The sequence below is a fragment of the Nocardioides marmoribigeumensis genome, from assembly GCF_031458325.1.
GTDB lineage: Bacteria > Actinomycetota > Actinomycetes > Propionibacteriales > Nocardioidaceae > Marmoricola_A > Marmoricola_A marmoribigeumensis.
Genome location: NZ_JAVDYG010000001.1, coordinates 4,041,500 through 4,058,930, shown reverse-complemented (window position 1 = coordinate 4,058,930; position 17,431 = coordinate 4,041,500). Strand labels below are relative to the sequence as shown.

The 17,431-nt window shown below is 73.0% G+C and carries 20 protein-coding genes and 1 pseudogene; 8 read left to right on the top strand and 13 right to left on the bottom strand.

All coding sequences use genetic code 11. From position 1 onward, the window contains the following. Positions 1-53 precede the first annotated feature (53 nt). Together J2S63_RS19375 and J2S63_RS19370 are read left to right on the top strand one after the other, a co-directional pair. Entirely contained in the window at positions 54-197 is a 144-nt protein-coding gene (locus J2S63_RS19375) for a GPGG-motif small membrane protein (RefSeq protein WP_310305801.1), read from the top strand. 153 nt (positions 198-350) lie between these two features. Further along, positions 351-1,349 carry a DNA topoisomerase IB gene (locus tag J2S63_RS19370; RefSeq protein WP_310305799.1) on the top strand — a complete coding sequence of 333 codons (999 nt, stop codon included), beginning with the start codon at positions 351-353 and terminating at the stop codon, positions 1,347-1,349. Between the two features lie 29 nt (positions 1,350-1,378). On the opposite strand, the gene J2S63_RS19365 is transcribed toward J2S63_RS19370, so the two are convergent. The 10 genes and pseudogenes from J2S63_RS19365 to J2S63_RS19320 form a co-directional block, all read right to left on the bottom strand. Next, positions 1,379-2,578: a cysteine--tRNA ligase gene (locus J2S63_RS19365; RefSeq protein WP_310305797.1), complete on the bottom strand. Its 1,200-nt coding sequence runs from the start codon at positions 2,576-2,578 to the stop codon at positions 1,379-1,381. A 14-nt stretch (positions 2,579-2,592) separates the two neighbouring features. Continuing rightward, positions 2,593-2,766: a hypothetical protein gene (locus J2S63_RS19360; protein WP_310305795.1), complete on the bottom strand. Its 174-nt coding sequence runs from the start codon at positions 2,764-2,766 to the stop codon at positions 2,593-2,595. 218 nt (positions 2,767-2,984) lie between these two features. Beyond that, a pseudogene (locus tag J2S63_RS19355) lies at positions 2,985-3,146 on the bottom strand (class I SAM-dependent methyltransferase); the annotation flags it as partial. A gap of 124 nt (positions 3,147-3,270) precedes the next feature. Next, on the bottom strand, positions 3,271-4,458 hold the full coding sequence (locus J2S63_RS19350; protein ID WP_310305793.1) for a DUF4032 domain-containing protein: 1,188 nt from the start codon (positions 4,456-4,458) through the stop codon (positions 3,271-3,273). A 46-nt stretch (positions 4,459-4,504) separates the two neighbouring features. After that, positions 4,505-5,437 carry a GTPase Era gene (gene era / locus J2S63_RS19345; protein ID WP_310305789.1) on the bottom strand — a complete coding sequence of 311 codons (933 nt, stop codon included), beginning with the start codon at positions 5,435-5,437 and terminating at the stop codon, positions 4,505-4,507. Further along, a complete protein-coding gene (locus tag J2S63_RS19340) occupies positions 5,434-5,778 on the bottom strand; it encodes a cytidine deaminase-like protein (protein ID WP_310305786.1) in 345 nt (114 codons plus the stop codon). Before J2S63_RS19340 ends, era begins: the two co-directional genes overlap by 4 nt. Next, complete coding sequence (locus tag J2S63_RS19335; RefSeq protein WP_310305783.1) at positions 5,775-7,082, bottom strand: hemolysin family protein; 1,308 nt, start codon at positions 7,080-7,082, stop codon at positions 5,775-5,777. The genes J2S63_RS19340 and J2S63_RS19335 overlap by 4 nt, the downstream gene beginning before the upstream one ends. Beyond that, positions 7,079-7,549, bottom strand: a complete 471-nt coding sequence (gene ybeY / locus J2S63_RS19330; protein WP_310305781.1) for an rRNA maturation RNase YbeY — start codon at positions 7,547-7,549, stop codon at positions 7,079-7,081. Before ybeY ends, J2S63_RS19335 begins: the two co-directional genes overlap by 4 nt. Next, positions 7,546-8,625 carry a PhoH family protein gene (locus J2S63_RS19325; protein ID WP_374725146.1) on the bottom strand — a complete coding sequence of 360 codons (1,080 nt, stop codon included), beginning with the start codon at positions 8,623-8,625 and terminating at the stop codon, positions 7,546-7,548. The genes ybeY and J2S63_RS19325 overlap by 4 nt, the downstream gene beginning before the upstream one ends. A gap of 31 nt (positions 8,626-8,656) precedes the next feature. Next, entirely contained in the window at positions 8,657-9,031 is a 375-nt protein-coding gene (locus J2S63_RS19320; RefSeq protein ID WP_310305776.1) for an HIT domain-containing protein, read from the bottom strand. 44 nt (positions 9,032-9,075) lie between these two features. On the opposite strand from J2S63_RS19320, the gene J2S63_RS19315 reads away from it, so the two are divergent. The 3 genes from J2S63_RS19315 to J2S63_RS19305 all read left to right on the top strand — a co-directional run bounded on the left by J2S63_RS19315 (position 9,076) and on the right by J2S63_RS19305 (position 12,071). After that, entirely contained in the window at positions 9,076-10,278 is a 1,203-nt protein-coding gene (locus J2S63_RS19315; RefSeq protein ID WP_310305774.1) for an O-succinylhomoserine sulfhydrylase, read from the top strand. A 105-nt stretch (positions 10,279-10,383) separates the two neighbouring features. Beyond that, complete coding sequence (locus J2S63_RS19310; RefSeq protein ID WP_310305772.1) at positions 10,384-10,953, top strand: RNA polymerase sigma factor; 570 nt, start codon at positions 10,384-10,386, stop codon at positions 10,951-10,953. After that, positions 10,950-12,071, top strand: a complete 1,122-nt coding sequence (locus J2S63_RS19305; protein ID WP_310305770.1) for a Gmad2 immunoglobulin-like domain-containing protein — start codon at positions 10,950-10,952, stop codon at positions 12,069-12,071. The genes J2S63_RS19310 and J2S63_RS19305 overlap by 4 nt, the downstream gene beginning before the upstream one ends. 29 nt (positions 12,072-12,100) lie before the next feature. On the opposite strand, the gene J2S63_RS19300 is transcribed toward J2S63_RS19305, so the two are convergent. Genes J2S63_RS19300 through hrcA form a run of 3 tightly spaced genes read right to left on the bottom strand, consistent with a single transcriptional unit; the run spans position 12,101 to position 15,126 of the window. Beyond that, the gene (locus J2S63_RS19300) at positions 12,101-12,874 is read right to left on the bottom strand and encodes a 16S rRNA (uracil(1498)-N(3))-methyltransferase (protein WP_310305768.1); all 774 of its coding nucleotides are present in this window, start codon (positions 12,872-12,874) and stop codon (positions 12,101-12,103) included. Further along, a complete protein-coding gene (gene dnaJ, locus J2S63_RS19295; RefSeq protein ID WP_310305766.1) occupies positions 12,874-14,067 on the bottom strand; it encodes a molecular chaperone DnaJ in 1,194 nt (397 codons plus the stop codon). Before dnaJ ends, J2S63_RS19300 begins: the two co-directional genes overlap by 1 nt. A gap of 36 nt (positions 14,068-14,103) precedes the next feature. After that, the gene (gene hrcA, locus J2S63_RS19290) at positions 14,104-15,126 is read right to left on the bottom strand and encodes a heat-inducible transcriptional repressor HrcA (protein WP_310305764.1); all 1,023 of its coding nucleotides are present in this window, start codon (positions 15,124-15,126) and stop codon (positions 14,104-14,106) included. Positions 15,127-15,220: 94 nt separating this feature from the next. On the opposite strand from hrcA, the gene J2S63_RS19285 reads away from it, so the two are divergent. The 3 genes from J2S63_RS19285 to J2S63_RS19275 are packed head-to-tail and all read left to right on the top strand — an operon-like array spanning position 15,221 to position 17,431. After that, entirely contained in the window at positions 15,221-16,078 is an 858-nt protein-coding gene (locus J2S63_RS19285; RefSeq protein ID WP_310305762.1) for an MBL fold metallo-hydrolase, read from the top strand. A gap of 21 nt (positions 16,079-16,099) precedes the next feature. After that, on the top strand, positions 16,100-16,957 hold the full coding sequence (locus J2S63_RS19280; RefSeq protein WP_310305759.1) for a DUF3097 domain-containing protein: 858 nt from the start codon (positions 16,100-16,102) through the stop codon (positions 16,955-16,957). Positions 16,958-16,987: 30 nt separating this feature from the next. After that, positions 16,988-17,431: a DUF4870 domain-containing protein gene (locus J2S63_RS19275; protein ID WP_310305757.1), complete on the top strand. Its 444-nt coding sequence runs from the start codon at positions 16,988-16,990 to the stop codon at positions 17,429-17,431.

The following is a 17,431-nucleotide window of genomic DNA, read 5'->3' as shown; positions in this document are numbered from 1 at the left end:
CACCTGTGAGCGGGAAGAGAGCCGCTCGCACCGAGTCGGGAGGAACAACCCCCATGGCATTCATCCTCTGGCTGATCGCTGCCGCGATCGCCATCTACGGCATCATCCGCATCGTCGGTGGGGACATCCTCATCGGCATCGTCCTGCTGGTGGTCGCCTGCCTCGTCGGCCCCGGGGGCTACAGCATCTTCCGCTGACGACCCCCTGCACGACCCTGCACGACCCTGCACGACCCTGCACGACCCTGACCGGACCCCGGCGCCACGGTGCCGGGGTCCCGTCACGTCCGGGTGAGCACGTCACCCTGCCGGGCCCGTTTCCGGCCCTCTCGGGCCGGGTAATTCCTGAGCGTGCCTCGTCTTCGAACCGTCTCGACCCGGGACCCCGGCTGGACCCGGGTGCGCCACGGGCGCGGCCACCGCTACCTCGACGTGGACGGCACGCCCCTCGGGCCCGAGGAGGTCGCCCGGGTCAAGGCCCTGGTCATCCCGCCGGCCTGGCGCGACGTGTGGATCTCCCCGCACCCCAACGCCCACCTGCAGGCGGTCGGCACCGACGAGGCGGGGCGCCGCCAGTACCTCTACCACCCCTACTGGCGCCAGAAGCGCGACGAGGCCAAGTTCGACCGCGTGCTCGAGATGGCGGTCAAGCTGCCGCGGGTGCGCGAGCGGCTGCGCCAGGACCTCAGCGGCTGGGAGCGCGTCGACCTCACCACCGCGCTCTCGGCCGCCGTCCGCCTGGTCGACCTGGGCTGCTTCCGGCTCGGCTCCGAGGCGTCCGCGGAGACCAACGGCGCCTACGGCCTCACCACGCTGGAGCGCCGCCACGTCACGCGCGACGGCGAGGGCCGGGTGTTCTGCTTCGTCGGCAAGTCCGGCATCGAGCACTGCATCACGCTCACCGACCCGCTGATGACGGCGGTGGTCGACGCGATGGCCGGCCGCCGCCGCTCCGACGCCCGCCTGCTGAGCGCCAAGGTCGGCAACCGCTGGGTGGCTGTCCAGCCGGGCCAGATCAACGACCACATCCGCGAGCTGTTCGACCTCGAGGTCACCGCCAAGGACTTCCGCACCTGGCACGCCACCGTCCACGTGGCCATGGCCGTCGCCTCGGCCGAGCCGGTGACCTCCAAGCGCGCGCGCACCAAGGTCGTCCGCGAGGCGATCGTCGGCGCCTCCGAGCTGCTCGGCAACACCCCGACGGTGTGCCGCTCCTCCTACGTCAACCCGCAGGTGATCGACCTCTACGAGTCCGACACCACCATCGCCGAGGCGTTGAAGCGGCTCGACCAGGACCAGGACCGGGCGCGCGACCAGGTCGACCAGGCCGTGGTGGAGCTGCTCTCCTGAGCTGACCCCGGCCTCCCGGTGGGAGCCGCTCAGTCGCGGTGCAGCTCCAGGACGTCGAGGAGGTAGGCCGCGGCCTCGCCCCCCTGCTCGAGCGCGAGCGCGACGGCCCCCGGCACGTCGAGGTCGTCGACCAGCCGGTCGAGCACCGCGTCGTGGTGGCGCGGGGGCAGGGAGCCGCCGGCCGCCTTGCGGAGCCCGGTCAGGACGCTGTCGGCCTCGGCGAAGACCTCGTCGGTGCACTCCCACGGCTCGGACCAGCGCCGGTGGAGCAGGCCCAGGCGCAGGGCGCTGCCGGAGAAGCGCTCGAGCAGGTCGGCCACCAGCACCAGGTTGCCGACCGACTTGGCCATCTTGCGGCCCTCGACCCGCACCTCGCCGACGTGCACCACGGTCTGGGCGAACGGGGTCGCGCCCGAGGCCGTCTCGACCATGCGGGACTGGTAGGCGTGGTGCGGGAAGGCGAGGTCCTGGCCGCCGAGGAGCACCTCGACGCTGCTGCCGAGGCTGCACATCGCCATCGCGGCGCACTCGGCGTGCCAGCCCGGACGACCCCAGCCCCAGGGGCTCGGCCAGGCCGGGACGTCCTCGCTGCTCGGCCGCCACACCGGGACGTCGAACACCGACTCGCGTGCGTCCGCCGCGGGGCCGTCGGGCTGGTCGCCGTACTCCTGGCTCAGGCGGAGGGCGGTCTCGGGGTCGAGGCCGGCGGCCTCGAAGAGGTCGGCACCGCGGAACCACACGTGGCCCGCGGCCTCGTAGGCCGCGCCGCGCTCGAGCAGCGCCGAGGCCAGCCGGATCACGGCCGTCACGTGGGACCGGGCATGGGGGGCGACCTGCGGCGGCGCGACCGCCAGCGCACGCATGTCGCGGTCGAAGAGGAACTCCTGGGTCGAGGCGAGCTCGTCGTAGGGCCAGCCCTTGCGCGCGGCGGCCTCGGTCAGCACGTCGTCGACGTCGGTGACGTTGCGGGCCAGCAGCACCTCGGCGCCGGAGGCCCGGCCCACGGCCGCGACCGCGTCGGCCCACACGAAGGTGGCCGCGTGCCCGACGTGCGTGACGTCGTAGGGCGTGATGCCGCAGGAGTAGACCCGCAGCGGGCCGACGGGCAGGACCGGGGTGCCGCCGATGCGCAGCGACCGGGCCGGCCGCTCGTGGAGCGGGTAGCGACCACCGGACCCGATGACGCCGGAGCTGGACAAGTGGTGAGGGGTCTGGCCGGAGGTGGACACGCTCCGATGATGCCTCACCGGTGCGCGACCGCGAACACCCGGCGGAAGGGCAGCACCACGCCGTGCCCGGGACCGGGCGAGGGCGGGTAGGCCTCGCGCAGCCTCTCCCCCAGCTCGGCGGTGAACCGCTCGCGCAGGTCCTGGGGCAGTGCGTGCAGCGTGGTCGCAGGCTCGTGCCGGAGATCCACGACAGCACCGGGTCGTCGCCGTGCAGGACGTGGAGGGTAGGTCGTCTCCCAGGTGTCGACGGCCCGGCAGCCGAGCGCCTGCAGGGCGCGCAAGTAGGTCTCCGGGTCGTGCGAGGCGGGCTCGGGCAGGTCCCACGTGTCCTCGGCGTACGGCGGCTCGGCGGCCAGAGCGCGCCGCAGGACGTGGCTCGGCTCAGCACGTCGACCGGCGCGTCGGGCGCCCAGTCGCGCGCGTCTCCCACCTCGTGGCGGACCGCGTCGCCACGCGCACGGGCCGCGGCGACCATGGCCTCGCTGCTGTCGATCCCGAGCACGTCGGCCCCGGGCCACCGGTCGGCGAGCAGGGCCGTCAGGTTGCCGGGCCCGCACCCGAGGTCCACCACCCGACGCGGGGACCGCGCCCCGACGCGGGCGAGGAGCTCCACGAAGGGGCGGCCGCGCTCGTCGGCGTGGGCGAGGTAGCGCTCGGGGTCCCAGGGGTGCGCGACGGGCCGGGTCACCTGGTCACCTGGCGACCCGGGGCAGGCCGGGCAGCACGTTGTCGACGTAGTCGTCGAGGGTCTCCCACAGGTCGATCTCCTCACCGGCGTTCTCGGAGAGGAACCAGCGGTGCACGAGCACGTCGTGGAAGAACTGGGCCGGGTCGAGGGTCGCGCGGTGCTCCTCGGGGATCCGTGCGACCAGCGGCTCGTAGGCCTCGCGCAGCCACCGGCGGGCGACGTACTCGCGCGGCATCTCGCCGAGGTGCCAGTAGGCGCAGAAGGCACCCATGTCGTTGAGCAGCCGGCGGGCCAGCGCGTCCTCCACCACCAGCCCGGTCAGCGACTGCAGCTCGCGGGTGTGGTGCCCGGCCTCCACCACGCGGGGGCGCAGCTGGACGCGCGCACCCTCCGCCTTGGTCTCGATGTCCATCTCCTCGACGTCGAAGCCGAGCTCGTTGATCGACTCCACCCACTGCTCGATCTGCCACATCTGGTCGGCGTCGAACTCCTCGGTCGTGGTGAGGGCGGTCCAGAGCCGGTCGTAGCGCTCCTGCAGCCGCTGCACCACGTCGGAGGGGTCGCAGGTCTCCTCGAGCATGCCGCCGGCGTGCAGGTCGAGCAGCTCGGCGAAGACGTTCTGGCAGCCGACCTCGACGTCGTACTCCCTCATGCCGGTGGACAGCGACTCGTGCAGCTCCCCGGTCTCGGCGTCGACGAGGTAGGCCGCGAACTCGCCCGCGTTGCGCCGGAACAGCACGTTGGACAACGACACGTCACCCCAGTAGAAGCCGGCCAGGTGGAGCCGCACCAGCAGCACGACCAGTGCGTCGATCAGGGCGGGGAGGCTGTCGGAGTGGAGGCCGTGGGAGAACAGCATCCGGTAGGGCATCGAGTAGCGCAGGTGACGGGTGATGAGCGCGGCGGGCAGCTCCTCCCCGTCGAGCGAGCGGCGGTTGTAGACCACGGCCCGTGGCTTGACCGCCGGCAGGCCGAGGTGGCGCAGCTCGCGGAGGATGGCGTACTCCCGCTCGGCCATCTCGCGCTGGGTCTCCTTGATCGCGCACATCCGGTCACCGACGCGCACGATGCGGACCACGTGGCGGGAGATGCCGCGGGGCAGGTCGACCACACGGGGGTCGTCGTCCCACTCCTCGAGCGGCTTGTTCCACGGGAGCCGGACGAGCTCGGGCTCGGGGTCCAGCGCGGTCATCCTCAGCCCCGTCGGGGCCGGCCCGACGTGCCGCCGGACGTCCACCTCAGAACCCCAGGCGGCGCAGCTGGCGCGGGTCGCGCTGCCAGTCCTTGGCCACCTTGACGCGCAGGTCGAGGTAGACCGGGGTGCCGAGCATGGCTTCGATGCTACGGCGGGCCGTGGTCCCCACCTCGCGCAGCCGCGACCCCTGGTGGCCGATGACGATGCCCTTCTGGGACTGCCGCTCGACGAAGAGGTTGGCGTGCACGTCGAGCAGCGGCTTGCCCTCGGGCCGGTCGCGGCGCAGCCCCATCTCCTCCACGACGACGGCGATCGAGTGCGGGAGCTCGTCGCGCACCCCCTCGAGCGCGGCCTCGCGGATGAGGTCGGCGACGATCGCCTCCTCGGGGGTGTCGGTGAGCTCGCCGTCGGGGTAGAGCGGGGGTCCCTCGGGCAGCTGCGCGACGAGCAGGTCGGTCAGCAGGCCCACCTGCTCCCCGGACACCGCCGAGACCGGCACGACCTCGGCCCAGTCGGTGCCGGTCTCGCGGCCCAGCTCGGCGATCTCGCCGAGGTGCTCCACCAGCCGCTCACGGCTGACCAGGTCGGTCTTGGTCGCGACCGCGAACCGTGGGCCCTTGCGGGTCTTGGCCAGCTCGGTGACCAGGTGACGGTCGCCCGGGCCGATGCGCTGGTCGGCCGGGAAGCAGACCGCGACGACGTCGACCTCGGACCAGGTCGCGGTGACCAGGTCGTTGAGCCGCTCGCCCAGCAGCGTGCGGGGACGGTGCAGTCCCGGGGTGTCGACCAGCACCAGCTGGGCGTCCGGCCGGTGGACGATGCCGCGCACGACGGTGCGCGTGGTCTGCGGCTTGGAGGAGGTGATCGCGACCTTGGTGCCGACCAGCGCGTTGGTCAGCGTCGACTTGCCCGCGTTGGGCCGGCCGACGAAGCAGGCGAACCCGCTGCGGAAGCCCTGCTCGCTCGGTGCGGTCACGCCGTGACCTGCTCCACCGGGCTGCCGTCGGGGGCGCAGCGGAAGACGGTGACGGAGTCCCCCCCGAGCTCGCGTACGGCGGCCAGGTCGCCCGCGTCGAGGTCGCCCTCGGTCACCACGGCGACGGCCTCGAGGCTCGTCGCTCCGCTGGAGGCCGCCATCGAGAGCGCCACGCCGACGGCCGAGACCCGGAGGTGCTCGAGCGCGACCGTGGCACCGGCGTAGGTGCGGCCGTCCTGGTCGCGGACGCACGCCCCCTCGGCGGCACGGGTGCGGGCCCGGGTGGCCCGGGCCAGGGTCGCCAGCTTCTTGTCGTCGGGGTCCTCGAAGGTGATGCTCACGCGTGCGCTCCTTGGGGCTCGTCCTCGTCGTCCTCGACCGGTTGGAGCCGGCTCACCACGACGGTGCTGATGCGGTTGCGGCGCCCGGCCAGGCCCTCGGCCTGCAGGCGCAGCCCCTCGGTCTCCACGACCGACCCGGGGATCGGCACGCGACCGAGGTGCTTGGCCATCAGCCCGCCGAGGGTGTCCACGTCGTCGTCGTCGATCGCGACACCGCACAGCTCCTCGAGGTCGTCGACCATGAAGCGCGAGCTGACCCGCACCGACCCGTCGGCCAGCCGCTCGACCTCGACCTCGTCCTTGTCGTACTCGTCGGTGATCTCCCCGACGATCTCCTCGAGGATGTCCTCGATGGTCACCAGGCCCGCGGTGCCGCCGTACTCGTCGACGACGATGGCCACGTGCTTGCGCTCGGCCTGCATCTCGCGCAGGAGCGCGTCGACGGGCTTGGAGTCCGGGACGTACATCACCGGTCGCAGCACGGTCTCGATGCGCTCGGTCGTCTCGGCGTCGTGCTTGTCGAAGACCCGGCGCGTGACGTCCTTGAGGTAGGCCACCCCGATCACGTCGTCGAGGTTGTCGCCGACCACCGGGATGCGCGAGAAGCCGCTGCGCAGGGCCAGCGACATCGCCTGCCGCAGCGTCTTGCTGCGCTCGATGAAGACCACGTCGGTGCGCGGCACCATCACCTCGCGCACGATCGTGTCCCCGAGCTCGAAGACGGAGTGGATCATCGCCCGCTCGCCCGACTCGATCACCCGGCTCGCCTCGGCCAGGTCGACCAGCTCGCGCAGCTCGGCCTCGGAGGAGAACGGCCCCTCGCTGAAGCCGCGGCCCGGGGTGATGATGTTGCCGAGGATGATCAGCAGCTGGGGCAGCGGTCCGAGCACCCTGGTGAACAGGGTCACGACGCCGGCGGTGAGCAGCGCGATGCGCTGCGCGTGCTGTCGGCCGACCGTGCGGGGACCCACGCCGATGACGACGAACTGCAGCACCACCATCACGCCCGCGGCGAGCAGCACCCCGACCCAGCGCGAGTCGAACAGCGGCAGCACGACCTCGGCGACCAGGACGGTGGCGAGCACCTCGCAGAACATGCGCAGGAACAGGGCGGTGTTGAGGTAGCGGGCCGGGTCCGTCGCGATGGTCAGCAGCCGGGCGGCCCCGGCCCGACGCTCGGCGACCAGCTCCTCGGCGCGGACCTTGGAGACGTTGGCCAGGGCGGCGTCGGCGCTGGAGAAGACCCCCGCGACGACCACGAGGACCGCCGCGAGGACGAGGAGCACGGTCTCCTGACCGCTCACGTCTCCCCTGCCCACTCCGCCAGCAGCCGGGCCTGCAGGCCGAACATCTCGGCGTGCTCCTCGGGCTCGGCGTGGTCGTAGCCGAGCAGGTGCAGGATGCCGTGCACCGTGAGCAGGTCGACCTCCTGCTCGCCGGAGTAGCCGGCCTGGCCACGCTCGCGGGCCTCCTGGGCCTGGCGGTGCGCGACCCGTGGGCAGATCACCAGGTCACCGAGCACGCCCTCCTCGGGCTCCTCGTGGGCCTGTCCGGGACGCAGCTCGTCCATGGGGAAGGCGAGCACGTCGGTCGGCCCGTCCTTGCCCATCCACTGCCCGTTGAGCTCGGCGATGGTCTCCTCGTCGACCAGCTTGATGCACAGCTCGGCTTGGGGATGGACCCGCAGCCGCTCGAGCACGAAGCGGCTCAGCGCGGCCATCCGGCGTACGTCGACGGAGGTCTCGGACTCCTCGAGGATCTCGATGCTCATCGGCTGCGGTGCCCGCCCTGCTGGGGCTGCTGGGTGGGTTGCGGGTGCTGGCCGTGCTGGTTGTGCTGGCTCGGGTGCTGGGCGTCGTACTCCTCGTAGGCCGCGACGATGCGCCCGACCAGCCGGTGGCGGACCACGTCGTGGGAGGTGAGCCGCTGGAAGGAGATGTCCTTGACCTCGTCGAGGATGCCCTCGACCACGCGCAGGCCGCTGCGGATGCCGCCGGGCAGGTCGACCTGGGTGGTGTCGCCGGTGACGACCATCTTGGAGCCGAAGCCGAGGCGGGTGAGGAACATCTTCATCTGCTCGGGCGAGGTGTTCTGTGCCTCGTCGAGGATGATGAACGCGTCGTTGAGGGACCGGCCGCGCATGTAGGCCAGGGGGGCGACCTCGATCGTGCCGGCGGCCAGCAGCTTGGGGATCGACTCGGGGTCGATCATGTCGTGCAGCGCGTCGTAGAGCGGGCGCAGGTAGGGGTCGATCTTCTCGCTGAGGGTGCCGGGCAGGTAGCCCAGCCGCTCCCCCGCCTCGACCGCCGGCCGGGTCAGGATGATCCGGTTGACCTGCTTGCCCTGCAGCGCCTGCACGGCCTTGGCCATCGCGAGGTAGGTCTTGCCGGTGCCGGCCGGGCCGATGCCGAACACGATGGTGTGCTTGTCGATCGCGTCGACGTAGCGCTTCTGGTTGAGCGTCTTGGGGCGGATCGTGCGGCCGCGGTTGCTCAGGATGTTGAGGCTCAGCACGTCGGCCGGCCGCTCCTGGCTCTCCGCCCGCAGCATGGTGATCGCACGCTCGACGATCTCGGGGGTCAGGCCCTGCCCGGTGCGCAGGATCGCGACCAGCTCGTCGATCAGCCGCTCCGCGAGCGCGAGCTCGTGGGACTCGCCCTTGAGCGTCACCCGGTTGCCGCGCACGTGGATGTCGGCGTCGAACGCCTGCTCCCACAGCCCGAGGTGCTCGTCGTTGGGGCCCAGCAGCGTCACCATGTTGATGCTGTTGGGCACGTCGATGGTGTGCACGGGCTGGTCGCGTCGGGTGGTGCCGCTCTGCGTGGGTTCTGTCATCTCAAGGTGAATGCTACGGGGGTCGGCGTGCGGGCCGGCAGCCTCAGCCGGGGGGCCAGGTCAGCGTGCGGCCGCCGACGACGTGCCCGTGCACGTGGTGGACGGTCTGCAGGGCGGCCTCGCCGGTGTTGAAGACCGTGCGGTAGCCCGCGGCGAGCCCCTCCTGCTCGGCCACGGCGCGGATGGTCAGGCCGAGGTCGACCAGGCTGTCCGGCGCGGCGTGGGCGAGGTCGGCCAGCGTCGCGTGGTGGGCCTTGGGGATGACCAGCACGTGCACCGGCGCCTGCGGGTTGATGTCGCGGAACGCCAGGCTCAGGTCGGTCTCGAGGACCACGTCGGGGGTCATCGCCCCGGACACGAAGCTGCAGAACAGGCAGTCGTCCCCGGCGCCCTGGGCAGGGCTCGTCTCGTCTGTCACCCGACCAGCGTAGGCCGTCGTACGGCTGTGCCATCGTGGACCGCATGGACGCCCCGACCACCGGACCCGACCGCGACGCCGCCTGGCGTCCGCAGACGCGGGCGGTGCGGTCGGGGGTGATGCGCAGCGGCTTCGACGAGACATCGGAGGCGATCTACCTCACCAGCGGCTACGTCTTCGGCAGCGCGCAGGAGGCCGAGGACGCGTTCCTGGGCGAGAACGACCACTACGTCTACAGCCGCTACACCAACCCCACGGTCTCGATGTTCGAGGAGCGCCTGCGCGCGATCGAGGGTGCCGAGGCCTGCTACGCCACGGCGTCCGGGATGTCGGCGGTCTTCACCGCCCTCGCCGCGCTGGTCGGTGCCGGTGACCGGCTCGTGGCCTCCCGGCAGCTGTTCGGCGCGTGCTACGTCGTCGTCGACGAGATCCTGCCCCGCTGGGGCGTCGAGACGGTCCTGGTCGACGGCACCGACCTCGACCAGTGGCGCGCCGCCCTGTCCCAGCCCACCGCGGCGGTGTTCCTCGAGACGCCCAGCAACCCGATGCTCGAGCTGGTCGACGTCGCCGCGGTCTCCGCGCTCGCCCACGCCGCCGGGGCCTACGTCGTGGTGGACAACGTCTTCGGCACCCCGGTCTTCTCCCATCCGCTCGAGCTCGGCGCCGACGTCGTCGTCTACTCCGCGACCAAGCACATCGACGGCCAGGGACGGGCCCTGGCCGGTGCGATCCTCGGCGAGCACGACTACGTCAACGGGCCGGTGCGCGACTTCGTGCGCAACGTCGGCCCGTCGATCTCGCCGTTCAACGCCTGGGTGATGCTCAAGGGCCTGGAGACGATGGACCTGCGCGTGCGCCGCATGGCCGACAACGCGCTCGCGTTCGCCCGCGCCGCCGAGGGTGCCCCCGGCGTCGCGCAGGTGATCTACCCCGGCCTCGACTCGCATCCCCAGCGCTCGCTCGTCCAGCGCCAGATGAGCGGCGGGTCCACGATGGTCACCCTCGACCTCGAGGGCGGGCGAGACCACGCCTTCCGGGTCATGGACGCCCTCCGCCTGGTCGACATCTCCAACAACCTCGGCGACGCCAAGTCGCTGTGCACCCACCCCGCCACCACGACCCACCGGCGGATGGGCCCCGAGGGCCGCGCGGCCGCCGGGATCACCGACGGGGTCGTGCGCTTCAGCATCGGGCTGGAGGACGCCGAGGACCTGGTCACCGACCTGCAGGCGGCGCTGCGCGCCTGAGCGCGTCGGCGGGCTGGGCGGGCGCTCCGGCGCCCGCTCGACCGGTCGGGCGACACCCTGTGTCAACCGGTCGCAGGAGCTGCGCGTCCTACTAGCGTGACCGCAGTGAGCGCCCCGCTCTCCCCGTCCGGGGGAGGACCCGCCGGCTGGACGGCCGACGAGGCCGTCGAGCGGCTCCACGCCGAGCACTACCGCTCGCTGGTGCGGCTGGCCGTGCTGCTCGTCCGCGACCTCGGGACCGCCGAGGAAGTCGTCCAGGACTCGTTCGTCGCGTTGCACTCCCGGTGGCCGCACCTGCGCGAGCCCGGCCAGGCCCTGCCCTACCTCCGCCGCTCGGTGGTCAACGGGGCCCGGTCCGTGCTCCGCCACCGCGGCGTGCGCGAGCGTCACCTCGAGTCGCTCCGGTCGTCGTACGACGAGGGGCGGGAGCCGGGCGCCGACGAGGCCGCCGTCCTCGCCGAGCGTCGACGTGCCGTCCTGGCCGCCCTCCAGGCGCTGCCCGAGCGGCAGCGCGAGGTGGTGGTCCTGCGCTACTGGGCCGACCTCGACGAGGCCTCGATCGCCGCCGCGCTCGGCATCACCCGGGGTGCGGTGAAGTCCCACGCGCACCGCGCCGTACGCCGGCTGCGCGACCTGCTGCCCCCCGACGCGCCCGACCTGGAGGAGTCCCGATGACCGGCGACCGCACCCCCGACGAGCGCCGCATCAGCGACGCCCTGCACGACACCGTCGACGACCTCGAGCCCGTCCACGGGCTCTCCGCCATCCGCTCCCGCCTCCAGGAGGACGCCATGAGCTCCCCGTCCCGCCCCGCCTCCCGCACCGCCCTCCTCGCCCTCGGGGGCGCCGCCGCCGTCGCGGTCGTGGTCACCGGCGTCGTGCTGGTCACCCAGCAGTCCGACCGCCCGAGCAGCGACCCCCCGCCGGCGGCGAGCTCCTCGCTCCCGCCCTCGCCCGCGGACTCGCCCTCGGACTCGCCCTCGGGCGACGACTCGTCGAGCCCCTCGGACGGCCAGTCGAGGCCCCACACGACCCCGCCGCCCACCGCGACCAGCCGGGCGCTGCCGGTCTACTACGTCGGAACGACTCCGGTCGGTCCGCGGCTCTACCGCGAGTTCCACCGGACCCAGGTGGCCGCCGGCGACGAGCTGGTCACGGCCCTGCGACAGGCCGTCGAGGTCGCCCCCCTCGACCCCGACTACCGCACTCCCTGGCCCAGCGGCACCCGCGTGGACGTGGTCCCGCCGTCCGGCCCCGACCAGGTCACCATCAGCCTCTCCGGACCCACGCCCGGCAGCCTGCACGACCGTCCGGCGGGCATGAGCAGGGCCGAGGCCAGGATGGCCGTGCAGCAGCTGGTCTACACCGCGCAGGCCGCCGTCCAGTCCCGCGTCCCGGTGCAGCTCCTCCTCGACGGGAGGCACACCGACCAGGTGATGGGCGTCCCCGCCTCCGAGCCCCTGGCCAACGACGACGAGACGAGCACGTCCGCCTCGGTCTGGATCACCTCGCCGCAGGACGGCGACACCGTCCGGGCCGGCGGCGTGGAGGTGACCGGTCGCGGCGCGTTCTTCGAGGCCACCGTCGCCTGGCAGCTGCTGTCCCCGGACGGCCACGTCGTGGCCGACGGCGCCGGGATGGCGCAGGAGTGCTGCACCTTGTCGCCGTACTCCTTCACGATCCCGAAGGTGCAGCCGGGCGACTACGTCATCCGGGTCTACGACGCCGACATGTCCGGCGGCGAGTCGGGGCGCAAGGAGCCGGAGGACACCAAGCGGATCACCGTCGGCTGACGCCCGCTGTCCCCGACCGGAACTCCGATCTACAGCTCGGGGGGCGGGGCGCCCCAGCGGGGGGTGTGCGCGAGGAGGGCCGCGGTGGCGGCGGCGCCGGCGGTGGAGGTGCGCAGCACCTCCTCACCCAGGCGTACGACGGCCGCGCCGGCCGAGCGCAGCACCTCCACCTCCGCGTCGGACAGGCCGCCCTCGGGCCCGACCACGAGCAGGAGGTCCTCGGGGAGGCCGGCCTGCGGGACGACCGAGGCCAGGGGCGCTCCCCCGCCCTCGTGGAGCACGAGGGCCAGCCCCGCCGAGCGGACCCGGTCGCAGACCTCGTCGAGGCCCGCGGGCTCGGTGACCGCGGGCCACCAGGCCCGTCGCGACTGCTTGGCCGCCTCGCGGGCGGTGGACCGCCACTTCTCCAGCGACCTGGCCACCCGCTCGCCGCGCCACCGGCCGATCGACCGCTCGGCGGCGAAGGGGACGACGACGTCGGCGCCGACCTCGGTGAGCAGCTCGACGGCCAGCTCGCCCCGCTCCCCCTTGGGCACGGCCTGCACGACGGTGACCGACGGCGTGGGACGGGGCACCGAGCGCGCGGCCGAGACCTCGACCGTCAGCGAGCGCTTGGCCACGGCGGCGACCGTCCCCACCAACCGGGTCCCGGCGCCGTCGGTGAGCACGAGGCCCTCACCCACCGCGAGACGGCGCACGACCGCCGCGTGGTGGCCCTCCGGGCCGTCGAGGACGACCGAGTCGCCCTCGGCCACCGAGGCCGCCCCCTCCAGGAGGAAGACGGGCAGGCCGTGGAGGTCCATCAGGGGCGCGGGCCGAAGGCGTCGCGCAGCCGGCCGAACATGCCCTTGTGGTGCGGACCGGTGACCTGCCCCGAGGCCTTCTCCTCGCCCCGGAGCGTGGCGAGCTCGCTCAGCAGCTCGTGCTGGCGCTCGTCGAGCCGGGTGGGGGTGAGGACGACGATCCGCACGACGATGTCGCCACGGCCGGTGCCCCGCAGCGACGGGACGCCACGGCCCTCGATGACCACGTCGGTGCCGGACTGGGTGCCTGCCTTGATGTCGACCGCCACCTCGGCGTCGGGCGTGCCGAGGCCGGCCTCGTCGGCCGCGGCTGCGGAGAGGTCGGACTCGAGCGTGGGCAGGGTGATCGTGGCGCCGAGGGCGGCGGCGGTCATCGGCACCTCCACCACGCAGTGCAGGTCGCGGCCCTTGCGCACGAACACGTCGTGGGGGCGCACCCGCAGCTCGACGTAGAGGTCGCCCGCCGGACCGCCACCGGGACCGATCTCGCCCTGCTCGGCGAGCTGGACGCGGGTGCCGTCGTCGACGCCCGCGGGGATCTTGACGGTGAGGCTGCGGCGCGAGCGCACCCGGCCGTCACCGGCGCACTCGCGGCACGGCTCGGGGATGATCTGGCCGTAGCCGCGGCACGCCGCGCACGGACGCATCGTGCGCACCTCGCCCAGGAACGAGCGCTGCACGTGGAAGGTCTCGCCGCGGCCCTGGCAGGTCTCGCAGGCGCGCGGCGCCGTGCCCGGGGACGCACCACTGCCGTGACAGGTGGTGCACAGCACGGCCGTGTCGACCTTGAGCTCACGGGTGGTCCCGAACGCGGCCTCGGCGAGGTCGACGTCGAGGTTGATCAGCGCGTCCTGGCCGCGGCGCACACGCGGTCGCGGGCCACGGCCGCCCGCCGCGGCGCCGGCGCCGGCACCGCCGAAGAAGGCGTCCATGATGTCGCTGAACGAGAAGCCGGCACCGGCACCGCCGGCGAAGCCACCGAAGACGTCGCCACCCATGTCGTACTGACGCCGCTTGTCGGGGTCGCTGAGGACCTCGTAGGCCCGGGTGACGTCCTTGAACCGCTCCTGGGTGGCGGGGTCGGGGTTGACGTCCGGGTGCAGCTGACGGGCCAACCTGCGGTAGGCCTTCTTGATCGTCTCGGCGTCGGCGTCCTTGGACACACCGAGGATCTCGTACGGGTCTTGGCTCACGTGGTTCCTTGTCAGCGATCGGGTCGATGCGGTCGATCAGTTGTCGTCGAGGATCTTGGAGAGGTACTGCGCGACGGCCCTCACGCTCGCCATCGCGCCGGGGTAGTCCATGCGCAGGGGACCCAGCACGCCCAGCGTGCCGAGGGCCTCCTCGCCGGGGCCGTAGCCGGTGGTCACCACCGACGTGGTCGAGAACCCCTCGTGCGCCACCTCGGAGCCGATGCGCACGGTGAGGGTGGACGGCGAGGTGGTCTCGCCGAGGATCTTGAGCAGGAGCACGTGCTCCTCCAGCGCCTCGAGCAGCGGCTGGATGGACAGGTTGAGGCCCTCGCCGTAGCGCGCGAGGTTGGCGGTGCCGCCCACGACGACGCGCTCGTCGGAGCGGTGGTCCGACATCGCCTCGATCAGCGCGGCGACCAGCATGCTCATCAGCGCGCGCTGCCCGGCGGGGAACTGGTCCGGAAGGGCGGCGACCTTGTCGACGGCGTCGACGATGCGCTCGCCCACCGTCGAGCGGAGCACCGCCTGGCGCACGAGCGCGAGGCTGTCGTCGTCGAGGGTGTCGGGCAGCTCGACCACCCGCTGCTCCACCCTGCCGGTGGAGAGGATCAGCACCACGAGCATCCGGGTGGTGGTGAGCAGCACCAGCTCGACGTGACGCACGGTCGACCGCGAGAGGGTGGGGTACTGCACGACCGCGACCTGCCGGGTCAGCTGCGCCAGCAGCCGCACCGAGCGCGCCACCACGTCGTCGAGGTCCACCGCGCCCTGCAGGATCGTCGTGATCGCCCGGCGCTCGGCTGCGCTGAGCGGCTTGACCTCGCTGAGCCGGTCGACGAAGAGGCGGTAGCCCTTCTCGGTGGGGATGCGGCCGGCGCTGGTGTGGGGCTGGGCGATAAGGCCCTCCTCCTCCAGCGCGGCCATGTCGTTGCGCACCGTGGCCGGGGAGACGCCGAGACGGTGACGCTCGACCAGCGTCTTGGAGCCCACCGGCTCGTGGGTGGAGACGTAGTCCTCCACGATCGCTCGCAGGACGGCGAGCTTGCGGTCCTCGACCATCAGCGCCTCCCGCCGGTCTCGTGCCTCGTGTCTCGTGCCGTCTGGCACTCCCGCTCGACGAGTGCCAAGTCTACAAGGCCGTAGAGTCGCCGGCATGAGCGCGCGCACCGAGGAGTTCCGCGAGGTGGCCGACCGGGTCTGGGTCGCCCGCCACGAGTGGCTCGACCTCAACGTGACCGCCGTGCTCGGCGACCGCGGCCTGCTGCTGGTCGACACCCACGGCTCCGAGCGCGCCGCGCGCGCCATGCTCGACCGGCTCCGGCGGGTCAGCACCGCTCCCCTGGTGGCGGTGCTCAACACCCACGCCCACTGGGACCACGTGCTGGGCAACGCCGTCGTCACCGAGGAGTTCCCCGAGGCCGACCTGATGGCCCACGAGGCGGCGGTGGCCGGCATGCCGGCCTCCCGCGAGCGCGTCCTCGACGACCTCCCCCGCGACGACCCCGACGTCGAGGCGGTCGAGTCCAGCCGGCTCGTCCTGCCGGGCACGACGTTCTCCTCGGTCCGGGCGCTCGACCTCGGCGACCGCTACGTCGAGCTGGTCCACTGCGGGCGTGGCCACACCGACGGCGACGTCGTGGTCCGCGTCCCCGACGCCGACGTGCTCGTGGCCGGGGACCTGCTCGAGGAGAGCGCTCCCCCGGTGTACGGCGTCGACAGCTGGCCGCTGGAGTGGCCGGTGACCCTCGAGCTCGTCGGGCAGATGACGACGCCCGACACGGTCGTGGTGCCGGGTCACGGGGCCGTGGTAGACCAGGACTTCCTGCACGGGCAGCGCGCCGACACCGGCATCGTCGCCGAGACGATCCACCACCTGGCCGGTCAGGGGGTCTCCCTCGAGGACGCGCTCGCCCACGAGGACTGGCCGTTCCCGCCCGAGGCGGTCGCGACCGCCGTACGCCTCGGCTACGAGCACCTCCCGCGCTCCGCGCGTCGCCTGCCTGTGCTCTGAGCGCCGGGCTAGCGTTCCTCGGTGACCTCCCCCCGCTACGGCAACGACGTCCTCCAGACCGACTGGCGCGCCCCTGCCCGCGGCCGTGCGACCGAGGTCGCGGCCGACAAGGGCCTGGTCGTCGAGGAGGTCACCACCGACTGGTGCGGCGAGATCGTCGCCGTCGAGCGCGACCTCGACACCGTCACGCTGGAGGACCGCCGCGGTCGACGCCGCACCTTCCCCCTGGGCCCGGGCTTCCTGCTGGAGGGCCGGCCGGTGATCCTGCGGCCGCCCTCGCGCACCGGCCCCGCCCAGCCGACGCGTACGGCGTCCGGCTCGGTCGCCGTGCAGGGCGCCAAGGCGCGCGTCGCCCGGGCCAGCCGGATCTTCGTCGAGGGCCGCCACGACGCCGAGCTGGTCGAGAAGGTCTGGGGCGACGACCTGCGCGTCGAGGGCGTCGTGGTCGAGTACCTCGCCGGCGTCGACGACCTCCCCTCCCACCTGGCCGACTTCGGTCCCGGCCCGTCGCGACGCGTCGGCGTGCTCGTCGACCACCTCGTGCGCGGGTCCAAGGAGAGCCGCATCGCCGACGCGGTCGTGCGCGGGCCGCACGGCAAGCACGTCCTCGTGGTCGGCCACCCCTACGTCGACGTGTGGCAGGCGGTGAAGCCCGCGCGCCTCGGACTGGAGAAGTGGCCCGTCGTGCCGCGCTCGATGGAGTGGAAGCACGGCATCTGCATGCACCTCGGCTGGCCGCACCGCACCCAGGCCGACATCGCCCAGGCCTGGAAGCGGATCCTCGGGCAGGTGCGCTCGTTCCAGGACCTCGAGCCCGCCTTCCTGGGCAGGGTCGAGGAGCTGATCGACTTCGTGACCGCGGGCCCCGAGGACCGCTGAACGGCGGCCGCTGCGAGTAGATTTCTTGTCATGACGACACCTCCCGGCGCCGGCAGCCCTCCGCCCCCACCACCGCCACCCCCGCCGCCTCCGTCGCGGGGCCCGGGCCCGTCGGAGCCGCCGCACCCCTCGGGCACGACCCAGGACGAGCGCACCTGGGCCCTGGTCGCGCACATCGGGTCGCTCGGCGCCGTCGCGGTGGGCGGCCTCGCCTTCCTGGCCCCGCTCGTCGTGATGCTGGTCAAGGGCAACGAGTCGGCCTTCGTGCGCGAGCACGCCGTGGAGTCGCTCAACTTCCAGCTGAGCATGCTGATCTACGTGATCGTCGCGTTCGTGCTGGCGTTCGTGCTGATCGGCTTCCTCATCCTGCCCGTGCTGGCGGTGGTCTGGATCGTGACCGTCGTCCTCGGCACGATGCGGGCCTCGGAGGGGCGGCCCTACCGCTACCCGATGACCATCCGCTTCGTGAGCTGA

Excerpts from the sequence above, each read along its gene's own strand:
- J2S63_RS19300 (WP_310305768.1), bottom strand. The coding sequence starts at position 12,874 with ATGGACCTCCACGGCCTGCCCGTCTTCCTCCTGGAGGGGGCGGCCTCG.
- ybeY (WP_310305781.1), bottom strand. The coding sequence starts at position 7,549 with ATGAGCATCGAGATCCTCGAGGAGTCCGAGACCTCCGTCGACGTACGC.
- J2S63_RS19285 (WP_310305762.1), top strand. The coding sequence starts at position 15,221 with ATGAGCGCGCGCACCGAGGAGTTCCGCGAGGTGGCCGACCGGGTCTGG.
- J2S63_RS19375 (WP_310305801.1), top strand. The coding sequence starts at position 54 with ATGGCATTCATCCTCTGGCTGATCGCTGCCGCGATCGCCATCTACGGC.
- hrcA (WP_310305764.1), bottom strand. The coding sequence starts at position 15,126 with ATGGTCGAGGACCGCAAGCTCGCCGTCCTGCGAGCGATCGTGGAGGAC.
- J2S63_RS19305 (WP_310305770.1), top strand. The coding sequence starts at position 10,950 with ATGACCGGCGACCGCACCCCCGACGAGCGCCGCATCAGCGACGCCCTG.
- J2S63_RS19350 (WP_310305793.1), bottom strand. The coding sequence starts at position 4,458 with ATGACCGCGCTGGACCCCGAGCCCGAGCTCGTCCGGCTCCCGTGGAAC.
- J2S63_RS19315 (WP_310305774.1), top strand. The coding sequence starts at position 9,076 with ATGGACGCCCCGACCACCGGACCCGACCGCGACGCCGCCTGGCGTCCG.
- J2S63_RS19275 (WP_310305757.1), top strand. The coding sequence starts at position 16,988 with ATGACGACACCTCCCGGCGCCGGCAGCCCTCCGCCCCCACCACCGCCA.